Here is an 18,754-nt window from a genome sequence, read left to right as displayed (position 1 = left end):
GGGCGGCCATTCCTTCGGAGTCATCAACGACAGACCACCATCAGCCACACCCGGTCCTCCCGGACCGCCAACCATTCTTAGGGAGCACCACCATGCGCATCACCGACCACACCGGAACCGCCATCGGCGCCTGCGTCGAGGACTTCGACCACACCTCGGCCTCGGAGGACGAAATCGCGGCCCTCAAGGAGACCGTCTACCGTCGCAAGATCGCCGTCCTCAAGGGACAGGACCTCTCCCCGCAGGCGTTCCTGGAGACGGGCCGGCGGCTCGGCCGCCCGGAGACGTACTACGAGCCGATGTACCAGCACCCCGAGGTCTCCCAGGTGTTCGTCTCCTCCAACGTCCCCGAGAACGGCAAGCAGATCGGCGTCCCCAAGACCGGCAAGTTCTGGCACGCCGACTACCAGTTCATGCCCGACCCGTTCGGCATCACCCTGATCTACCCGCAGGTCATACCCGCCAGGAACCGCGGCACGTACTTCATCGACATGGGCGCGGCCTACGAGAAGCTGCCCGAGGACCTCAAGGGCGAGATCGAGGGAACGCGCTGCCTGCACTCCGTACGCAAGTACTTCAAGGTCCGCCCGCACGACGTCTACCGTCCCCTGTCGGAGATCATCCAGGAGGTCGAGGACAAGACGCCCGCCGTCCGCCAGCCCACCGTCTTCACCCACCCCATGACCGGAGAGAAGGTGCTCTACCTCAGCGAGGGCTTCACCGTCGGCATCGAGGACGAGGACGGAAGGCCGCTCGACGAGGCTCTGCTCCAGCGGCTCTTCGAGGCGACCGGACAGCTCGACCGCGACTTCGAGCACGAGAACATCCACCTCCAGAGCTTCGAACAGGGCGACCTCCTGGTCTGGGACAACCGCAGCCTCATCCACTGCGCCCGGCACACCAGCACGCCCGAGCCGACGGTCTCCTTCCGCGTCACCGTCCACGACGAGCGCAAGCTCCACGCCGGACTGGAGGCGGCATGACCGTCACGGACGCCGTCCCGACGGGGACCTTCGCCACCGACCAGGATCTGCTGCCCCGGGTGCTCACCCCGTACAAGAACCACTGCCGCTACCTGCTCACCGCCGAGGTGTCCGCCCTGCCCGCCGGACTCTCCCAGGTGCGCGCGACGTTCGCGATTCCGGAGTCCTGCTACATCGACGACACTGGCCACCTGAACGCGGTCGAGGTGAACATCGCCTACAACCAGATGATGTATTACCTCGTCGCCAAGTCGGTGAAGGAAGGACTGCTGACCGGCTTCGAGAGCTGGACCCTGGAGGACTTCTGGCGCCACCAACTGCCGGACATCCTCATCGCCCGCTTCGCCTCCCGCTTCCAACGGCCCGTAGATCCACGCGACTTCCACGGCGAGATGGAGTTCCGCTCCGTCGAACGGCGCTCGCCCGGCGGCAAACCGCTCCTCATGGCCACCACCGCCTACCGCTACGGCGACGCCCAAGGCGGCCGGTGCGACGGCGACGCCACCCTCGCCTTCGTCAACATCACCTGACCTCCCCGCCCGCCAGCGCGGGCCGGTACCGGACGGACATCACGCATGGCATCCCCTGACACCCCACGGCCGGGCACCCGGCTGCACCACCGGCTCACCACGCTCGTCGACACCGCCCGCTTCCACGCCGCACACCAACCGGACACCCCGGCCGTCATCTGCGGCGACACCACCCTCACCTACGCCGCACTGCATCGCGAGAGCAGCCGCACCGCGCAGGCCCTGCGCACGGCCGGTCTCACCGCCGGGGACCGGGTCGCCTACCTCGGCAAGGAGTCAGAGCGGTACTACGAGATCCTCTTCGCCTGCGCCAAGACCGGGACCGTCCTCGTCCCCGTCAACTGGCGGCTGACCTCACCCGAGGTTTGCCACATCCTCCAGGACTCCGGCACCCGACTCCTCTTCGTCGAGGAGGAGTTCCGGCCCGTCGTGGACGGCATGCCCTCCGCAGCGCCCGAACATGTCGTAGCCCTCAACGCGGCCGAGGGCTACGCCACCTGGAAGGCCGCCGGCACTGGAGCCGACGAGGCGTACGCGGCCACCCGCGACACCCCGGTGGCCCAGCTCTACACCAGCGGCACCACCGGGCTGCCCAAGGGCGTCGTCCTAGCCCACCGGAGCTTCTCCGCCATCGCGGACGCCATGGCCCAGGCGGACGTCGACTGGATCGACTGGCGGGCCGGGGACATCGCGCTGATCGGCATCCCCGGCTTCCACATCGGCGGCCTGTGGTGGGCGACGCAGAACTTCAACGCCGGAACCACCGTCGTGGCGATGCCCGCCTTCGACGCGGCCCGAGCGGTCGAGCTGATCCACCGGCTGGGCATCACCACCGCCTGTGTAGTCCCGGCCATGCTGCGGATGATGCTGACCCGGCCCGGCGTCACCCCGGCCGACTTCTCAACCCTCCGCAAGATCGTCTACGGCGGGTCGCCGATCTCCGAGACCCTGCTGGAGCAGAGCCTGGCGGTGTTCCGCTGCGAGTTCGCCCAGATCTACGGGCTCACGGAGACCGGCAACACCGCCGTCTGCCTGCCGCCCGCCGTCCACGAACCCGGGTCGCCCCTCATGCAGGCGGCGGGCCGCCCCTACCCGGGCGTGCGCGTCCAGGTGATCGACGACCACGGCACCGTACTGCCGCCCGGGGCCGTCGGCGAAGTCTGCCTGGCCACACCGGCGCACATGGTGGAGTACTGGAACCTCCCCGACAAGACCGCCGAGACCCTCGTCGACGGCTGGATACGCACCGGGGACGCCGGCTTCGTCGACGAGGACGGCTACGTCTTCATCCACGACCGGATCAAGGACGCCATCCTCGTGGCCGGGGAGAACGTCTACCCGGCGGAGATCGAGAACGTCCTGGAGCTCCACCCCGGCGTCGCCGAGGCCGTGGTCGTCGGCGCGCCGGACGAGCGGTGGGGCGAGTACGTCCACGCCTTCGTGGTCCCCGCCGACCGGGGCGGCGAGACCCTGCGCGCCAGCGACCTGCACACCTTCCTGACCCCGCGGCTGGCCGCGTTCAAGCTGCCTGCGAAGTACGAGTTCATCGACCACGTCCCCCGTAATCCCAGCGGGAAGATCCTCCGCCGCGAGCTGCGGAACCGGTTCTGGGACGGCTCCGACCGCAAGGTCAACTGACCGCCGCCTATCGGGAAACGCATGCCGCGCACAGCGAAAGGATCACCATGCCCGCCACCCTCACCCTCCAGCAGTTTCGCGCCGATCTCGCCGAACTGCTCTACCAGGAGCCCGAAGAGGTCGACCTCGACGACAACCCCGTCGGCGCGGGACTCGACTCCCTGCGCCTCGTCACGCTCGTCGAGCGCTGGCAGGAGTACGGCATCGACGTCTCCTTCATCGACCTGGCCGACCTGCCCTCCTTCCAGCACTGGTGGCAGCTGCTGGACAAGAGTCAGGAAGAACGACAGGAGGCAGGACACCATGGCGACGTCTGAAAACGCCCCGCGCCGCCACCCGCTGCTCGGCGCACAGGAGGGCATCTGGACCGGGCACCAGCTCGACACCTCCAGCCCCGCCTACAACACCGCCGAGTACGTGGTGATCGAGGGCCCCGTCGACGTGGATCTCTTCGAAACCGCCCTGCGCCGGGCGGTCGAGGAGACCGAGGCCCTGCACTGCGTCTTCACGGCAGACGAAGAGGGGCACCCCTGGCAGGTCGACACGTCTGCCCCCGAGTGGCACCTCCACACCGCCGACCTCTCCGAGGCATCCGATCCCCGCACGGCGGCGCTCCGCTGGGTGGACGAGGACATCGCCCGCCCCGTCGATCTCACCCGTGGCCCGCTGTTCGGCCACGCGCTGTTCCGCCTGGCCCCCGATCGTCACCTCTGGTACCACCGGGTGCACCACATCGCGCTGGACGGCTTCGGCCTGTCCCTGGTCGCCCGCCGCGTCGCCGACCTCTACTCCGCGCTCGCGGCGGACACGGAGCCGGGACCGAGCGGCTTCGGCACGCTCGCCTCCGTACGCGAGGAGGAGGCCGCCTACCGAACGTCCGAGCAGTTCGCCCGCGACCGGGACCACTGGAACCGCCGGTACGCCGACCGGCCGGACGTCGCCACCCCCGCGGATCGCTCCGCGCTCCCGGCCGCCTCCTTCCTCCGGGATGCGGCGGACCTCGACGCCGGAACCACGGCGGCGCTGCGGGCCACCGCCCGTGCCCTGAAAGTGTCCTGGTCGGAAATCCTGCTCGCGGCCACCGCCGCCCACCTCCACCACGCCACCGGGGCACCCGAGATCGTGCTCAGCGTCCCCGCGATGGGCCGCTTCGGCTCGGTGTCCCTGCGCGTGCCCGCCATGGTCCGCAACGTCCTGCCGCTCCGGGTGACCGTCGGCCCGGACGACAGCCTGCGCACCCTCACCGCCGCCGTCTCCCGAGAAGTGCGCGCCGCCCTGCCGCACCAGCGCTACCGCTACGAGCAGATCCGCCGCGACCTACGGCTCGTGGGCGGCGGCCGACGCCTCTCCGGCCCCGGCGTCAACATCATGCCCTTCGCCTACGACCTGCGCTTCGCCGGGCACCGCAGCACCGTCCACAACGTCTCGGCCGGCCCCGTCGACGACCTCACCTTCAACGTGTACGACCGCTCCGAAGGCACCACCCTGCGCTTCGCCGTGGACGCCAACCCCGACCTCTACACCGCCGCCGACGTCGCGGACCACCGGCGCGCCCTGTTCGGCCTGTTGACGGCAGCAGTCGCGAAACCGGACCACCCTCTCACCTCGCTCGCCCCAGCCCCGCGGGCACACGACCCCGCACCTCCCGTCCCCGTACTGGAAGGAGACCCGCTCCCCGCTCCACCGCGCCCCGTGCTCTCGCTCATCGCCGACCACACGGCCCGCCGGGGCGGCGCGATCGCCATCGAGGAGGGCGACCGGAGCATCACGTACGCCGACCTCTTCGGCGAGGCCCGCCGCACCGCCCGGCGGCTCGCCGGACGCGGAGTGCACCGCGGTGACCTGGTGGCCGTGGCCCTGCCCCGGGGCATCGACGCCGTCACGGTCCTGCTCGGCATCATGGCCGCGGGGGCCGCGCACTGCCCCCTCGACCCGAGCGCCCCGGCGGACCGCACCGCCGCGCTGCTCACCTCCGCCGCGCCTGCCCTCGTCGTCACCGAGCAGCGGTACGCCCACCTCTTCCCGGACCGCGAGATCCTGCTGCTCGACGCTCCGCCGGGCGCCGAGCCCCACCAGGCCCCGCTCTCCGCCCCGGGGCCCGCCGACCTCGCCTACGTGCTCCACACCTCCGGCTCCACCGGGCAGCCCAAGGGCGTCGAGGTCGGGCACGGCGCACTGGCCCACTTCGTCGCGGCGGCGGGCCTCCGCTACGGGCCACAACGCACCGACCGCGTACTCCAATTCGCGCCCCCGCACTTCGACACCAGCATCGAGGAGATCTTCCTGACCCTGTGCTCCGGTGCCACTCTGGTGATCCGCGAGCCGGATATGACGGACTCGGTGCCGCACTTCCTCTCCGCGTGCGAGCGCCTGTCCGTGACCGTCCTCGACCTGCCGACCGCGTACTGGCACGAGCTGGCCTACGCGCTGTCCACCGGGGCGGCTGCCCTGCCGAGCACGGTGCACACCGTGATCATCGGCGGCGAGGCGGCCCTACCCGAACGGGCGGCCCGCTGGCGCAAGGCCGTCGGCACGGACGTCCGCCTGGTCAACACCTACGGGCCGACCGAGGGAACGGTGGTCGCCACCGCTGCCGATCTCCACGACACCGCCCTCGCCCCCGAAGACACCCCCGTGGGCCGCCCCCTGCCCGGCAGCCGGGTCGCCCTGATCGACGGCGAGCTGCATCTCCTGGGCCCCGCGCTCGCCCACGGCTACCGCAACCTGCCCGAGGAGACCGCCGAGCGGTTCATCCGGCTGGAGAGCCTGACCGGCTCTCCCCGCGCCTACCGCACCGGCGACCTCGTGGAGCTCGGGGAGGACGGACTCCTGCGCTATCTCGGGCGCGCGGACGACGAGTTCAAGATCAGCGGCCACCGCGTCGAGCCGGCGGAGGTGGAGAGCGCCCTGCTCTCCCACCCCGGCATCAGCGACGCCGCCGTGGCCGGCCAGGTGCTGCCCGACGGCACCCGCAGGCTGGCGGCCCACCTCGTCGCCGCTGGCGCCAGGCCCCTGCTGTCGGCGGTACGTGACCACCTCCGGGCCCGGCTGCCCGCACCGATGATCCCCACATCCCTCACCTTCCTGCCCCGCCTGCCGCGCACCGCCTCCGGCAAGACCGACCGTGCCGCCCTCCTCGCCCGGCTCCCCGTCCAGCAGGGCGGCCCTCTTGAGGCCGCCGGGGACCGGACGCTGACCGAGGCCGTGACCGGCGTCTGGCGCCAGGTCCTGGCGTCCGGCGACCTCACCGAGCACGACGACGTCTTCGAACGCGGGGCCCAGTCCCTCCAGGCGATCCAGGCCGCCAACCGCCTGGCGGCGGAGCTGGACCGGGAGGTGAAGGTGGCCTGGCTCTTCCAGTACGCCACCCCCACCGCCCTCGCCGCGTTCCTCGGCTCCGGGACCGCCCCCGCCTCTCACAGCCCGACCGGCTCCGTACTCCCGCCCTCCCTGACCGCCGACACGACCCTGGACCCCGCGGTCCGCCCGGGAGCGGAGAAGGCTCCGTGGCCGCCCCGACGGGTCCTGCTCACCGGGGCCACGGGCTTCGTGGGCACCCATCTCCTCGCCCAGCTCCTGCGGGCCACGGACGCCGAGGTGGTCTGCGCCGTACGGGCCGCGAGCCCCGAAGCCGCCCTGGAGCGCGTCCTCTCCGCGTTGGAGACGGCCGGCCTGGCACTGCCCCCGGACCAGCGGCACCGCGTGACCGGGCTCCCGGCCGATCTCTCTCGCCCCCGCCTGGGCCTGAGAGAGGAGCGGTGGAACGTGCTCGGGTCCGCCGTCGACGCCATCGTCCACAACGGCGCGGCCGTCAGCGTCGTCCGCGACTACACCGCGCTCCGCCCGGCCAACACCCACTCCACCCACGACCTGCTGCGGCTGGCAGCCCCGCGCCGCATCCCGCTGCACTATGTCTCCACCCTCTCGGTCGGCCCGCCCCGCGCCCTGCGCGCGGAGTTCACGGAGTCGTTCCTCCTTGCCCACGAAGGGCTGCGCTACGGATACCAGCAGACCAAATGGTCCTCCGAACGCCTCCTGGAACAGGCCGCCGAGCGGGGTCTGCCCGTCACCGTGCACCGGCTCGGCCGCGTCGTCGGACCGATCGGGGCGGGGCAGGTCAACCGCCAGGACTTCCTGTGGACCGTTCTGCGTGCCGGAGTGCCCGCGGGCCTGTTGCCCGACCTCTTCGCGGAGGAGTCGTGGACCCCGGCCGACCGGGTCGCGGCCGAGATCGTGGCGACGGGCCCCGCTGCCCGCCACCCCGCCGCCGTGGTCCACCACCACGCCGGAACCCCGGTGCGCCAGGAGGACCTGCACCGCTGGCTGCGCGAGTACGGCTACCGGGTCCAGACCCTGCCCCTGGACACCTGGCGGGAGCGGATACCCCGGGACACCGAGGACGCCGCGGCGGTCCTGACCTTCTTCGACTCCCTGCCCGAGGCCCCCGACGGGGTGGACAAGGACCTCGCACTGGCGACCGTACGGGCGAAGAACGTGCCCGAGAGCCTCGCGGCGGCGGACCGCCCCGTACCGCCCACCCACCCCGTCATCGACCGTGCCGCATTCTTTCGGCAACTGGACCACTGCGTCGCCCACGGCGACCTGCCCGCCCCGCCCGCAGACGGACCGCAGAGGCCGGGAACTCACCCCGGAAGCCAGCCGACTGTTGATGCGAACCCCGGCCACGGGCCGGCCTCGAACTAGGAGCACACATGTCCACCAAGCGGATCGCCGCCCTCGGAGTGATGGCCGTCGTCGGCCTCGCGACCGCCGGATGCGGGGACTCGTCGGACGGGAAGACCGCGGCGGCCGAGAAGCCCGCCGCCTCGTCCTCGGCCGACGGCTACCCGGTGACGCTGGAGAACTGCGGGGTGAAGCAGACCTTCACCAAGGCCCCCAGCAGAGTGGTCGTCATGAACGGCGCCTCGGTCGCCGAGGTCTCCACGCTGCTGGCTCTCGGGCTCAAGGACCGCATCGTCGTCAACCAGCAGACCTACGGCATGTCCGAGGTCCCGGGCCGGGCCGACGAGATCAAGGCCCTGCCGAAGGGGGACATCAAGCTCAATGACGCCTTCGACATCCCCCGCGAGGCGATGCTCGCGCAGCGCCCCGACCTCGTCCTGTCCACCACCGCCTACGGCTTCGACGCCAAGAACGGCTTCGCCACCCGCGACCAGCTGAAGCAGGTCGGCGCCAACAGCTACATCTCGCCGCAGGGCTGCGACCAGGACACCTCCAAGATGACGATGGAGGACAGCCGGACCCTGCTGCGCGACATGGGCAAGGCCTTCGGCGTCAGCGACCGCGCCGAGAAGCTGATCGCCGAGTCCGACAAACGGATCAGCGAGGTCGCGGAGAAGGTCAAGGACGAGAAGAAGTCCAAGGTCATGGTGCTCTTCTCCAACATGAGCATGGGCGGCAACGACTTCAGCTCCGTCGTAGCCAAGGGCATCTACAACGACATCCTCGCCAACGCCGGGGGTGCCAACGCCTTCGAGAACGCCGCCAAGGGCTCCTTCGCCGACCTCAGCAAGGAGCAGGTCGCCGCCACCGACGTGGACTCCCTCGTCGTCATCAGCTACAACGACCCCGACCCGACGGCGTACGCCAAGAAGCTGCTCAAGGAGTTCCCTCAGTGGACGGCCGCGAAGAACGACGCGTACGTGGTGTTGTCCGACTCGATCTACCTCGGCCCCAGCAACGATGTGGCCGTGGAGAAGATCGCCAAGACGCTCCATCCCGACGCGCTCTGACCGGGTTCCGGCTCTCCCTGGGCGCCGCGGTCCTGCTCGCCGCGCTGATCGCCGCCATGATCACCGCGATCAGCATCGGCGCGGTGACCCTACCGGTCGCCGACGTCTGGAACATCGTGGCCCACCACCTCACGGGGCAGGGGGCCACCGACGACCCGGCACTGGACCAGATCGTGTGGAACTTCCGCACACCCCGGGTCCTGCTCGCGGCCCTCGCGGGCGCCGGACTGGCGGTGGCCGGCGCCGTCCTCCAGACCCTCGTCGCCAACCCGCTGGCCGACCCGACCGTGCTCGGCTTCTCCTACGGGGCCTCCTTCGGCGCGGTCCTGGTCATCACCCTCGGCGGCATCGGCATCGGCATCGGCGGCATCGGAGTGGCGGGAGCGGCCTTCCTCGGTGCTCTCGTCACCGGGGCGGCGGTCTTCGCCCTGGGCCGCCGCCGCGGACGCCTGGCCCCCACCCGCCTCGTCCTCGCGGGCGTCGCGGTCGGCTACGTCCTGCTCTCCGCCACCAGCTTCGTCCAGCTCTGGGCCACCCCCACCGAGCTGCGCACAGTGATGTTCTGGATGCTCGGCAGCGTCGCCGGAGCCCAATGGGACCAACTGCCCGTCGTCGCGACGATCGTCCTGGGCTGCACCGCCCTGCTCGGCCTCTTCGGACGCCAGCTCAACGCCGTCCTCGCCGGCGACGAATCCGCCACCGCGCTCGGCGTGGACGTCAACCGCCTGCGCGCCGTCCTGCTGGTCATCACCGCGCTGCTCACCGGCTCGGTCATCGCGGTGGCCGGCGGCATCGGCTTCGTCGGCCTGATGATCCCCCACCTCGTACGCCTCACCGTCGGCGCCGACCACCGGCGGCTCCTCCCGCTCACCGCGCTGCTCGGAGCCGTCTACCTCGTCCTCGTCGACCTCCTCTCCCGCACCCTCATCCGCCCGAACGAACTGCCGCTCGGCATCCTCACCGCCCTGCTCGGCGCCCCGTTCTTCGTCTGGCTGCTGCGCCGCAACAAGGGCTTGGACACCGTATGAAGCTCACCGTCGACCAGGTCCACGTCGAACTGGAAGGCACCCCCGTCCTCCACGGAGTCGACCTGGAAGTCCTGCCCGGAGCGGTCGTCGGACTCGTCGGCCCCAACGGCAGTGGCAAATCCACCCTCCTCCGCACCGTCTACCGCTCACTGCGCCCCACCCAAGGCATCGTCAGAGTCGGCGAGGACGACGTCTGGCGCCTCGCCCCCCGCACCGCCGCCCGCCGCACCGCAGCCGTCCTCCAGGACCCGGCCGGCAGCACCGGGGGCCTGTCCGTGACCGAGATCGTGGAACTCGGCCGCACCCCCCACCACGGGCTGGTCGGCCGCGAAGGCCCCGACGACCGCCGCGCCGTCGCCGACGCCATCGACCGCTGCGGCATCCGCCCCTTCGCGACACGGGAGTACGCCTCCCTCTCCGGGGGCGAACGCCAACGCGTCCTGCTCGCCCGCGCCCTGGCCCAGCAACCGCGCCTGCTGGTCCTGGACGAACTGACCAACCACCTCGACATCCGCGCCCGCTTCGAACTCCTCGACCTCATCCGCTCCACCGGCGTCAGCACCCTCGCCGTCCTCCACGACCTCGACCTCGCCGCCCGCCTCTGCGACCTGATCGTTGTCCTCGACCACGGCAGAGCGGTCGCCGCCGGCCCCGTACTCGACGTCCTCACTCCCGCCGTGATGCGCGAGGTCTTCGGCGTCGAAGCCTCCACCACCCGGCACGAGGACGGCGTCGTACGGATCGTGTACGCGGCGAAGCCGATCGCGGAGACTGCGAATTCGCTTCCTGCTTGTCCTCTCGGCAGGAGCGTCGAGCAGAGCTGAGTCGGTAAGGGAGCCTTGACGCTTCGGTGGACGCGTTGGCAATGGAGAGCTTGTGACGGCAGCATCCTTGTACCAGGGAAGGGGACCAAGCTGACCGGGCTTCTCAAGGACGCATAGACCCCAGCCCAGCCGCGTGATGCGGCACCGCCCCGGGTGGTGAGGGCCGCGACCACCGCCTGGGCGGTCTGCGGGGTGATCCCGGCACTCACCTGACCGGTGGGCCAGCACCCGCGCGTACGCATCGGTGCCGTGCACACGGAGCGCGTCCGCGAGCGCGGCAGCCGCAGTCTCCGCCGGCCCGGCCCCCCAGCCGTCATCGTCCCCCTGCCGCGCCTGCCGGGGGAGAACGTCGCCTGGCCGAGGAGCACGGCCAGGGCCTGCGTCTCGGGGGCGTCCATGAGCGGCGAGCGCCTGGCGCAACGCCGTACTCGTTCCAGCCGCAGCTCTACTGCCGACGCCCGGGCCGGCTCCGGCCCCGGCTTGTTCGGCGCGCTCGACGGCGGCGGCCGCCGCCACGGGCACGACAGCGAGGATCTCCGCGCACTCCGGATCGAGCTGGGCGAGAGCACCGGCCAGGACCTCGAGGGCGGCGGCCACGTCCTCCACCGCGCCCATGCTCCACCGCGACGGATCGGCGGCGTGGGCCAGCGTGCACGCTGCGACGACGGCCTCCTCCGCCAGCGCCTCCACAGAGCCCCGCTCGGTCTGGCCCTACACCGACGACAGGCTGCCTGGCCGGAGGATCCCACCTTTCGCCGGGCCGACAGCAACGTCGTAGGGGAGTTCAGCCTTTGTGGACGTACACGGGGACCCCGAAGCCGTCCTCAGACGTGAGCACCGCGTCGATCCCGGCGCGTTCGTCGGCCGTCCGGTAGGTGACCTCGACCAGGGCCCGGTCCTTGCATCCGGGCGAATCGACGCGCACGGCGACGCCGGGGCCCTGGCTGGTCAGCTGGGCCACTAGGTCCGGGTTCGCCGCGAGCGCGGCCTGCGCCTGCGACGCGTTGGGCAGCTGGTCGCACGGAGGGTGCGTGGTTCCACCGCCGAGGGGCAGGATTCCTTTCAGGACGAGCGCGCCAGCCGCGACCAGTCCGACGACGAGGACGACGACTGCGGCGATGAGCCCTCGACGGATCCTGCACTTGGTGGTGACGGGTGTGGTCAAGGTTTCGCTCCTCAGTTGGCGGCGGCGGTGACGGCTGGGACGGTCAAGCGGTGCTGGTGGTCGCAGGCAGCGATCATGCCGTCGTCGTGGGTGGAGACGATGACCGTCGCGCCGCGGCGGGCGAAGTCGGCGAACAGGCCGACGACCAGGCCCCGGTTGGCGGCGTCGAGGGAGGCCGTGGGCTCGTCGACGAACAGGACGCTGGCGTCGCGGTAGATGGCGCGGGCCAGGGCGAGGCGCTGCTTCTCCCCGCCGGAGAGGTGGCTGGCCGGTTCCGCGTCGCGGCCGGCGAGGCCGACGTGCTCCAGGGCTGCGTGCAGCTTCTGGTGAATACCGTGTCCGGTCCGGCGCATGGCGACGTTGAAAGAGACCGGCTCGTCGTCGATGATGCCGTAGTCCTGCAACACGAAGGCGGCGTGGTCCCGCCAGAACGCCCGGCGTGCGCGGGGCGAGCCGCCGGAGACGACGATGCCGTCGGCGGTGACCTGCCCGGTGGTGGTCGGCAGCAGCAGTCCGAGCGTGTGCAGCAGGGTGGTCTTGCCAGAGCCGCTGGGGCCGATCAGGGCGGTCATCTCGCCAGGGGCGCACCGCACGGATTCTCCGTGGATGATCGGGCGGCGGTCGATGGTGACGCCCACGTCGTGCGCTTCGATAATCATGGTGGTCCTCTTCCTAGAGCTTGCGGTGGGTGACGCGGGAGAAGACGGTTGCCGCGGCCGCGCCATGGCTGAGGTAGAGCGCGGCGAGCCCTGCGACGCCGGTGACGGCTGTGGCCGCCAAGGCGGCGGGGCTGCCGAGCTGGAACGCGAGGGCCGGCACGACCAGCAGGGCCCCGACGAGCAGGTCCCGCAGGGCGCGTGGCCGTGCGGTGCGCTCCCAGGTCGCCCCGCTCAGCCGCATCGGGAAGTCGCGCCGTGCGTTCAGCAGCGCCGAGACCATCGCGTTCACGCCCGCGGCGACGAGAAAGGCGACGGCCAGTGCGGCGACCGAGAAGGCGAGAATACGGGCCAGATAGGCGGCGTACTGGGTTTGCAGGATGCCCTGCTCGGCCACGTACACCAGGTGGACCGCCCCCTCGACGCCGAGCTTGGCCAGGTCCTTGTCCTCCAGCCCGGCGTCGTCGAGCCGTTTCTGGGTGGGGCCGACGCCGGTCAGGACGACGTTGCCGCTGGAGGCCAGGCTGATGGTGTTGCGGTCGTCGAAGACCGTGGCGATCGTCGGTGCTTCGAGCACCAGCACGTCGTCGCGGAAGCTCAGCTGGCCCGAGGAGCCGCCGTCGGCGACCGGGTACTGCACGCCGGGCTTGGGCGCGTAGGCATTCAGATCAGCGAGGACCGTGTCCCCTGTGCGGGACTCGCCTCCCCACAGCGCGAGCGAGGGGCCGAGCTCTCGACGGAGCATCCCGGAGACCGACTCGGATCCGGCCGGCACGAGCGCGTCGGGGCCGACCGTCGCACCGACCAGCTCGGCCCAGCGCGGATTCACGATCGAGATCGCCGAGTACGGACCGAAGTCGCCCTCCCAGTCCCTCTCGGTGATCGTGTACGACAGTGCGGCCTGTTTGTCTGCCTCTGCGGACGAGACGACCTCTTGTACCTGCGGGGCGATCTGGTCGAAGTACTTCTCGTCCATCGCGAAGGTCAGCGCCACCTGGTCGGAGAACTGGTTCCAGGCCGCGAGCTGGCGGGCCGTCCGACCGGCGTCCTGCGAGGCGGCCCACGCGGGGCCAGCGCACGCGATGAGCGCGAGCAGCGTCGCCGCCTGCACGACCCTCGCCGGTCCCCGCAGCGCCACCACCGCGGGCCTGCGGGTGGCGAACAGGTCGGCACTGGGCCACGCGAGGCACGACATCACGACGATGACGACGACGGAGATCGCCAGGGTGATCGCTTCGAACAGCAGCAGGCTCGTTGCGAACACCGGCACGTAGGCCCAGCCGCGGAACACGCCCACCAGGGCGCACGAGACGGCCGCGACCAGCGCGGCACAACCGAGCAGGAGCGGCAGGTACCCGCCAACGTCCTGGGCCTGGATGCGCCAGGGGCTGCCTCCCCCGAGGACTCGCAGGGCGCGCGAGCGGGCGCGGGACGCCAGCCAGAAGACCGTCAGGGCGGCCACGAGCAGAGCGCCGGCCAGCACGGGCGCGACGAACCCGGTCTCGGCGGTCAGATGACGAACCGTGTCGAGAACCGCAGCATCTGTCCGGACCACGACGACGCCCTGCGCTTGAAGGCCGTCGACAGCCTCGCCCAGCCGTGAGGCGTCTTGGACGTAGTACGTGCCGTCCGGCGACGAGTTGGCCAGGCGCTCCGGCCCCAGGACGTCCGACGCCTGCTGCCCGCCGAACCAGTCCACGCCACGCATCGACTGCCCGTTGAGGGCGACGAACACCTCGCGGCCCGTGTCGCCCAGGTCCGGGACGACCTTGAACAGCCCCAGACCGTATGTCTCGCCCACTGAGGCGACCACGTCCGTGGCCTGCGCGGGGTCCGACGACGCGTGCGTGAAGTCCAGCGAGACCTTGGCCTCCGCTCCGAGGCCCTGCGGCCAAGAGCGGTCGTGGAAGTCCGTGACCATCACCGCCACGAACCCCAGTAGGGCGAATAGGGCGACCATCGTCGCCGCTACGATCTTCTTTTGCATTGCGCCAGTCAAGGAGAGCCGACCATGCCGGGTCCTCGGCCCGCGGCCCAGACTTTCGAGAGGCATCGGACCCTGGACCGTGGGCCCGTGGTCCGATGCTCAGGTCAGACGCGTTCTATACGATCGGGGCATGGCAGCACCTTCGTCCTCGGCAATCGCGAAGCGGCTTGTCGTGGCCGTCGGAGCGGCCGCGGCGCTCGGCGCCGTCGCCATGGTGGTGCTCGGGCTGAACCCATGGATGACCGCCGTGGTGATTCTCGTCGTGGCCCTCGGTATGGCTGCGTGGGCGCTGGTGGAGGTGCGCAATGAGCGCGCCCGGCTGAGAACTGAAGTCCACGACCTCGAGGTCTCCGCGTTGCTGCTCGCCGAACGCATCCGGGTGGCCAGAGAGGTCCACGACCTGGTCTCCCACGGGCTGGGAATGATCACCGTCCGCGCATCGAGCGCCCTGCACCTTGCTCGACAAGACCCTGGCACTTCACCGACCGAGCGCGAGCACGCCCTCTTTGAGGCGCTGACGGACATCGAGCGGACCAGCCGAGAAGCAACCACCGGGCTGCGCCGGACGATTCAGGCACTTCGTGACCCGGATGAGACCGCCGCCCTGCAGCCTGTGGAGTCCCTGGAGGCGCTGCCTGCCGTTATCGCCCAGTCCGAGGCAGCGGGCCTGGCTGTCACGTACCGGCACGGCGACATCTCCGGCATTCCGGCCAGCGTCCAGGCGACGATCGTCGCCCTCGTCCGAGAAGGCCTGGCCAACGCCGCGCGTCACGCCGGACCCACGGATGTCCACCTCAGCCTCGACCACGACCAGGGCGTCGTGACCGTCAGCGTCCAGGACGCCGGTCCCTTCCCGTCCTGGCGGGCCCGAGCCGGCTCAGGCCACGGACTCATCGGGATCCGCGAGCGAGTCGCGGCACTGGGCGGTACGTTGCACGCCGGCCCCAGAGACAGCGGATCCGGCTACGAAGTGCGAGCCGTCTTCGGCGAGGTGGGCGCATGACGGCCCTCGCAGAGCAGACAGAGAACATCAGCGTGGTCCTCGTCGACGACCACAGCCTGCTGCGCGAGAGCCTCGCGGCCGTGATCAACTCCGACCGCCGACTGCGCGTCGTCGGGCAGGCCTCTGACGGCATGGAAGCGCTCGAAGTCATCGGCGTGACCACGCCCGACGTCGTGCTGATGGACGTGCGGATGCCTCGCATGGACGGCCTGGAGGCGACCAGGCGCATCTGCTCCAACCCGGAACTGGAGCACACCCGCGTCATCGTCCTGAGCATGTTCGCGCTCGACGAGTACGTCCACCAGGCACTGCGCAACGGGGCCAGCGGCTTCCTCCTCAAGGACGCGCGCCCGGCCGACCTCATGGACGCGATCAAGCGCACCCACAACGCGGAGTCGTTGTTTGCGCCGAGCATCCTCACCCGGCTCGTGGAGAGCTACCTCAACGCCGCGTCGGGCCAGCCGACCACACGGAAGCTGGAGGAGTACCGCCTCACGGAACGGGAGACTGAAGTGCTCGCTCTCGTCGGGAGGGGCCTGTCCAACGGCGAGATCGCTGCTCACCTCCACCTGGCGGTGAAGACGGTCAAGCACCACATCTCGCACCTGCTCAGCAAAATCTCTGCCCGCGACCGCGCCCAGCTAGTCATTACTGCCTACGACACCGGACTCATACAGCCCAGGCCGGGCGTGAACCAGCCTCGTTGAGACCGGCTCCGGCCCGGCCTCACCTCCGCCTGGATCGGCACAGCCGATCCAGGTGCCGCCTGGCGTGCAACGCGTCCGTCGTGCACATCACCCACGCCGACGGCCGCGAGGAGCTCGTCTACGGGGCGGGCTCGAACTCGACGGTCGAGTCGGCGCACGGCTCTGCGCTCCTCGTGCGAAGGTCGCCAACACGGCCGCCGTACTGGAGGAGGCCGGCCGCCGCTACTGGGCGCCGCGCCGGTACCGGACCCTCCACCGGGGGATCACGGCGAAGGACTACGGCCAGGCGGTGCCCGTCGTCGTCACCACCCTGGAGCAGCTCCAGGAGCACGGCGCGGACGCGGCGGTGTGGCGCCGGCTGGGACGCAAGGGCGAGCAGACGCTGACGGCCGCCCTGGACAACCCCGACAGCGACGTCCTCTTCCGCGACCAGGAGGCCCGCGCCGACGCGCAGGAGGGCGGCGCGGGATGGTGACCCGGGCCTCCGCCAGGACGACGCCGGTCGCCGGGTCCGGCTCGGCTGGGTCCACTCCCCGCAGTCGATCGAGGTCCGCTGGTGGGGAAAGGCGCTGGCGTTCGCCGCTCGCGTCGCTGCGCCCGGCAGCCGCGTAAGCCTGCTGCGGGTCAGCCCTCCGTACCCGCACTTGTGGTTGTTGCGGGTACGGAGGGTGGTCACACGGTCTGGGGGCGCGGGTGTCCAGGCGGTCCACGCGTTCGCAGAGGGCGCGGACGAGGCGGTCAGCTTCCGACCGACAGCCGGCTCAAGGACAGCACAGGCTGTTCGGTACCGGAGACGAGATCACGTTAGCGGACCCACATCTCCCAGTAGCCGTCGTTCCACCGGCACTGGAATTCGGTGTAGCCCTTCCTGTTCTCCTGCATGTAGGCCGTTCCCTCCACCTGACATGTGTGGTGGTCCCTGAACCCAGCGGCATGGTGGAAGCCGTCGGGATCAGTGGCCGACGCCGAGCCCCCCGTCAGCACGACGGCGACCGCCGCGGCCCCGACAATGGCAGCAACACGAGAACGCCACGCTTTCATGCATCTCTCCTTAACGGACGGGGCCGGGCTGTCGGCCCCTTGTGCGGTTTTCAGCAAATACAACGGCTGTGCCGCGGAGAAGGTTCAATCCGGGGGGAACGAAGTCGCCCCTGGGGGACGGGACTTGACCCCGGATCCTGGACAGGGCTTATGCGCCTGCTGTCAGCGTAGTTGATGTGGTTGGCGGATGCTGCTTCGTAGGCGACCGGGCTGCGGTGCCCGAGGTGGGAGTGACGGCGTCGGGTGTTGTAGCGGTGCAGCCGGCGGAACGCCCCGTTGTTCTGGTCCCACGTCCGGCCCTACGACGAGGTGAACCTCGACATGGGCGCCCGCCTCAACCTCGCCGCGGTCTCCGTACCGGGCCCTCGGATCCCGGTCGGCCAGGCGGCGCGATCCACCGTGGAGAACGAATGAACCTGCGTCTGTTCGGCACTGCGAGCGGGCCACGCCTGCGTCTGGCGTGGCGGGACCCCGTTACGGCCCTCTTCTCGTATAGCTACGGCGAACAGACAGTAGCGCTGCGTGAGATGCAGGGGACCAACCTCGGCAGGAGAGCCGGCGGTGCAGTGGATGACGGTAGTAGTCGTTCTGGTTCCGGGTCGAGAGTGTGCGAAGGATGTATCAGCCGAGGACCGTCGCCAGGATCAGTTTTTCGAAGATGAGGTAGGCCAGTAGCGAGAAGGGAATGGCAGTCAGGAGGGTCAGTACGCGTTCCCTGTGGGTGCGGCCCATGAGCAGCGGCACGAGGACCAGAACGGCGAGGCAGGCCCATGCCTGGGGGGCGTAGTGCAGGACCCAGGCGTAGTGGATGGCCTCCATGCCGAAAACGCCCGCGAGGGCAGCGAGGCCGACAACGCGGTGGCGCGGGCTGATGCCTCGCCACCAAGAGCCCGCCACCCCGAACAGGGGGCCGGCGATGAACGCCATACCCAGCCAGACGAGGGGAGCGAGCAGAGAGCCCATGCCGTCGCGCGCGACCTCTGCGTAGCCGTAGTAACCGACGACGAGGCCGGACTCGGCGCACAGCCCCGCGACGGCGGCCGCGGGCGGGCTGACCTGCCGGGCCAGCAGCGCGCCCGCGGCGAAGGCGGCGACGGACCAGACCGCACCGGAGTTGGCGATCTGGTTCCATGCCCCCGGAAGCCAGCCCTGGACCAGGTTGGTCAGTATGCCGAGAAGGAGTCCTCCGGCGAATGCTGACGCCGTTGCGTAGGCCCAGACTCTTCCGCTCGTGTCGGGCACCGAGGCGGCGACAGGAGACGCGTTCATGATGGTGCTCACTATCTGTTTCGAGGGCTGCAAGGCTCACGCCGCTTGGCGCAGTTATAAGGACGCGCGGGGCTATATTGATCCGAAACGCTTTGGGTTCAGGCTCGTTGACGGTGTGTGAGTGATCTGTTGGGGGATGCGCGGACGTGGTCGCCGGACGCGCAGGAGGC

General features: G+C 70.6%; 16 protein-coding genes. 12 read left to right on the top strand and 4 right to left on the bottom strand.

Annotated features, from left to right (window positions below):
* Window positions 1-92: 92 nt before the first annotated feature.
* The 8 genes from ACIHCL_RS36130 to ACIHCL_RS36095 are packed head-to-tail and all read left to right on the top strand — an operon-like array spanning window position 93 to window position 10,756.
* Window positions 93-983 carry a TauD/TfdA dioxygenase family protein gene (locus ACIHCL_RS36130; protein ID WP_399868745.1) on the top strand — a complete coding sequence of 297 codons (891 nt, stop codon included), beginning with the start codon at window positions 93-95 and terminating at the stop codon, window positions 981-983.
* Window positions 980-1,513 (top strand): FcoT family thioesterase, encoded by a 534-nt coding sequence (locus ACIHCL_RS36125; protein ID WP_399868743.1) that lies wholly within the window; start codon window positions 980-982, stop codon window positions 1,511-1,513. Before ACIHCL_RS36130 ends, ACIHCL_RS36125 begins: the two co-directional genes overlap by 4 nt.
* A gap of 45 nt (window positions 1,514-1,558) precedes the next feature.
* Window positions 1,559-3,151: a long-chain-fatty-acid--CoA ligase gene (locus ACIHCL_RS36120; protein ID WP_399868741.1), complete on the top strand. Its 1,593-nt coding sequence runs from the start codon at window positions 1,559-1,561 to the stop codon at window positions 3,149-3,151.
* Window positions 3,152-3,198: 47 nt separating this feature from the next.
* Window positions 3,199-3,468 (top strand): phosphopantetheine-binding protein, encoded by a 270-nt coding sequence (locus ACIHCL_RS36115; protein ID WP_399868739.1) that lies wholly within the window; start codon window positions 3,199-3,201, stop codon window positions 3,466-3,468.
* Window positions 3,455-7,855 (top strand): amino acid adenylation domain-containing protein, encoded by a 4,401-nt coding sequence (locus ACIHCL_RS36110; RefSeq protein WP_399868737.1) that lies wholly within the window; start codon window positions 3,455-3,457, stop codon window positions 7,853-7,855. Before ACIHCL_RS36115 ends, ACIHCL_RS36110 begins: the two co-directional genes overlap by 14 nt.
* Before the next feature lie 8 nt (window positions 7,856-7,863).
* Window positions 7,864-8,904: an ABC transporter substrate-binding protein gene (locus ACIHCL_RS36105; protein WP_399868735.1), complete on the top strand. Its 1,041-nt coding sequence runs from the start codon at window positions 7,864-7,866 to the stop codon at window positions 8,902-8,904.
* A gap of 56 nt (window positions 8,905-8,960) precedes the next feature.
* Window positions 8,961-9,932 carry a FecCD family ABC transporter permease gene (locus ACIHCL_RS36100; RefSeq protein WP_399868733.1) on the top strand — a complete coding sequence of 324 codons (972 nt, stop codon included), beginning with the start codon at window positions 8,961-8,963 and terminating at the stop codon, window positions 9,930-9,932.
* Complete coding sequence (locus ACIHCL_RS36095) at window positions 9,929-10,756, top strand: ABC transporter ATP-binding protein (protein ID WP_399868732.1); 828 nt, start codon at window positions 9,929-9,931, stop codon at window positions 10,754-10,756. Before ACIHCL_RS36100 ends, ACIHCL_RS36095 begins: the two co-directional genes overlap by 4 nt.
* 784 nt (window positions 10,757-11,540) lie before the next feature.
* On the opposite strand, the gene ACIHCL_RS36090 is transcribed toward ACIHCL_RS36095, so the two are convergent.
* Genes ACIHCL_RS36090 through ACIHCL_RS36080 form a run of 3 tightly spaced genes read right to left on the bottom strand, consistent with a single transcriptional unit; the run spans window position 11,541 to window position 14,564 of the window.
* Window positions 11,541-11,921, bottom strand: coding sequence for a hypothetical protein (locus tag ACIHCL_RS36090; RefSeq protein WP_399868731.1), 381 nt, complete (start codon window positions 11,919-11,921; stop codon window positions 11,541-11,543).
* Between the two features lie 11 nt (window positions 11,922-11,932).
* Entirely contained in the window at window positions 11,933-12,580 is a 648-nt protein-coding gene (locus ACIHCL_RS36085) for an ATP-binding cassette domain-containing protein (protein ID WP_399868730.1), read from the bottom strand.
* 13 nt (window positions 12,581-12,593) lie between these two features.
* Entirely contained in the window at window positions 12,594-14,564 is a 1,971-nt protein-coding gene (locus ACIHCL_RS36080) for a hypothetical protein (RefSeq protein WP_399868728.1), read from the bottom strand.
* Window positions 14,565-14,694: 130 nt separating this feature from the next.
* On the opposite strand from ACIHCL_RS36080, the gene ACIHCL_RS36075 reads away from it, so the two are divergent.
* From ACIHCL_RS36075 to ACIHCL_RS36060, 4 genes are all read left to right on the top strand, one after another.
* Entirely contained in the window at window positions 14,695-15,567 is an 873-nt protein-coding gene (locus ACIHCL_RS36075) for a sensor histidine kinase (RefSeq protein WP_399868727.1), read from the top strand.
* Window positions 15,564-16,274 (top strand): response regulator, encoded by a 711-nt coding sequence (locus ACIHCL_RS36070; protein ID WP_399868725.1) that lies wholly within the window; start codon window positions 15,564-15,566, stop codon window positions 16,272-16,274. Before ACIHCL_RS36075 ends, ACIHCL_RS36070 begins: the two co-directional genes overlap by 4 nt.
* A 64-nt stretch (window positions 16,275-16,338) precedes the next feature.
* Window positions 16,339-16,749, top strand: coding sequence for a hypothetical protein (locus tag ACIHCL_RS36065; protein WP_399868724.1), 411 nt, complete (start codon window positions 16,339-16,341; stop codon window positions 16,747-16,749).
* Between the two features lie 842 nt (window positions 16,750-17,591).
* The gene (locus ACIHCL_RS36060; RefSeq protein ID WP_399868723.1) at window positions 17,592-17,729 is read left to right on the top strand and encodes a hypothetical protein; all 138 of its coding nucleotides are present in this window, start codon (window positions 17,592-17,594) and stop codon (window positions 17,727-17,729) included.
* 207 nt (window positions 17,730-17,936) lie between these two features.
* On the opposite strand, the gene ACIHCL_RS36055 is transcribed toward ACIHCL_RS36060, so the two are convergent.
* Window positions 17,937-18,584: a DUF6518 family protein gene (locus ACIHCL_RS36055; protein WP_399868721.1), complete on the bottom strand. Its 648-nt coding sequence runs from the start codon at window positions 18,582-18,584 to the stop codon at window positions 17,937-17,939.
* Between the last annotated feature and the right edge of the window lie 170 nt (window positions 18,585-18,754).

The organism is Streptomyces sp. NPDC052042, assembly GCF_044548345.1.
Classification (GTDB): domain Bacteria; phylum Actinomycetota; class Actinomycetes; order Streptomycetales; family Streptomycetaceae; genus Streptomyces.
The sequence above is the reverse complement of the archived record's forward strand: the minus strand, read 5'-3'. Positions and strand labels throughout refer to the sequence as shown.

Bases quoted from the DNA above. Each gene is read 5' to 3' on its own strand.
- ACIHCL_RS36130 (WP_399868745.1), top strand. From the start codon at position 93: ATGCGCATCACCGACCACACCGGAACCGCCATCGGCGCCTGCGTCGAG.
- ACIHCL_RS36125 (WP_399868743.1), top strand. From the start codon at position 980: ATGACCGTCACGGACGCCGTCCCGACGGGGACCTTCGCCACCGACCAG.
- ACIHCL_RS36120 (WP_399868741.1), top strand. From the start codon at position 1,559: ATGGCATCCCCTGACACCCCACGGCCGGGCACCCGGCTGCACCACCGG.
- ACIHCL_RS36115 (WP_399868739.1), top strand. From the start codon at position 3,199: ATGCCCGCCACCCTCACCCTCCAGCAGTTTCGCGCCGATCTCGCCGAA.
- ACIHCL_RS36110 (WP_399868737.1), top strand. From the start codon at position 3,455: ATGGCGACGTCTGAAAACGCCCCGCGCCGCCACCCGCTGCTCGGCGCA.
- ACIHCL_RS36105 (WP_399868735.1), top strand. From the start codon at position 7,864: ATGTCCACCAAGCGGATCGCCGCCCTCGGAGTGATGGCCGTCGTCGGC.
- ACIHCL_RS36100 (WP_399868733.1), top strand. From the start codon at position 8,961: ATGATCACCGCGATCAGCATCGGCGCGGTGACCCTACCGGTCGCCGAC.
- ACIHCL_RS36095 (WP_399868732.1), top strand. From the start codon at position 9,929: ATGAAGCTCACCGTCGACCAGGTCCACGTCGAACTGGAAGGCACCCCC.
- ACIHCL_RS36085 (WP_399868730.1), bottom strand. From the start codon at position 12,580: ATGATTATCGAAGCGCACGACGTGGGCGTCACCATCGACCGCCGCCCG.
- ACIHCL_RS36080 (WP_399868728.1), bottom strand. From the start codon at position 14,564: ATGCAAAAGAAGATCGTAGCGGCGACGATGGTCGCCCTATTCGCCCTA.
- ACIHCL_RS36075 (WP_399868727.1), top strand. From the start codon at position 14,695: ATGGCAGCACCTTCGTCCTCGGCAATCGCGAAGCGGCTTGTCGTGGCC.
- ACIHCL_RS36070 (WP_399868725.1), top strand. From the start codon at position 15,564: ATGACGGCCCTCGCAGAGCAGACAGAGAACATCAGCGTGGTCCTCGTC.
- ACIHCL_RS36055 (WP_399868721.1), bottom strand. From the start codon at position 18,584: ATGAACGCGTCTCCTGTCGCCGCCTCGGTGCCCGACACGAGCGGAAGA.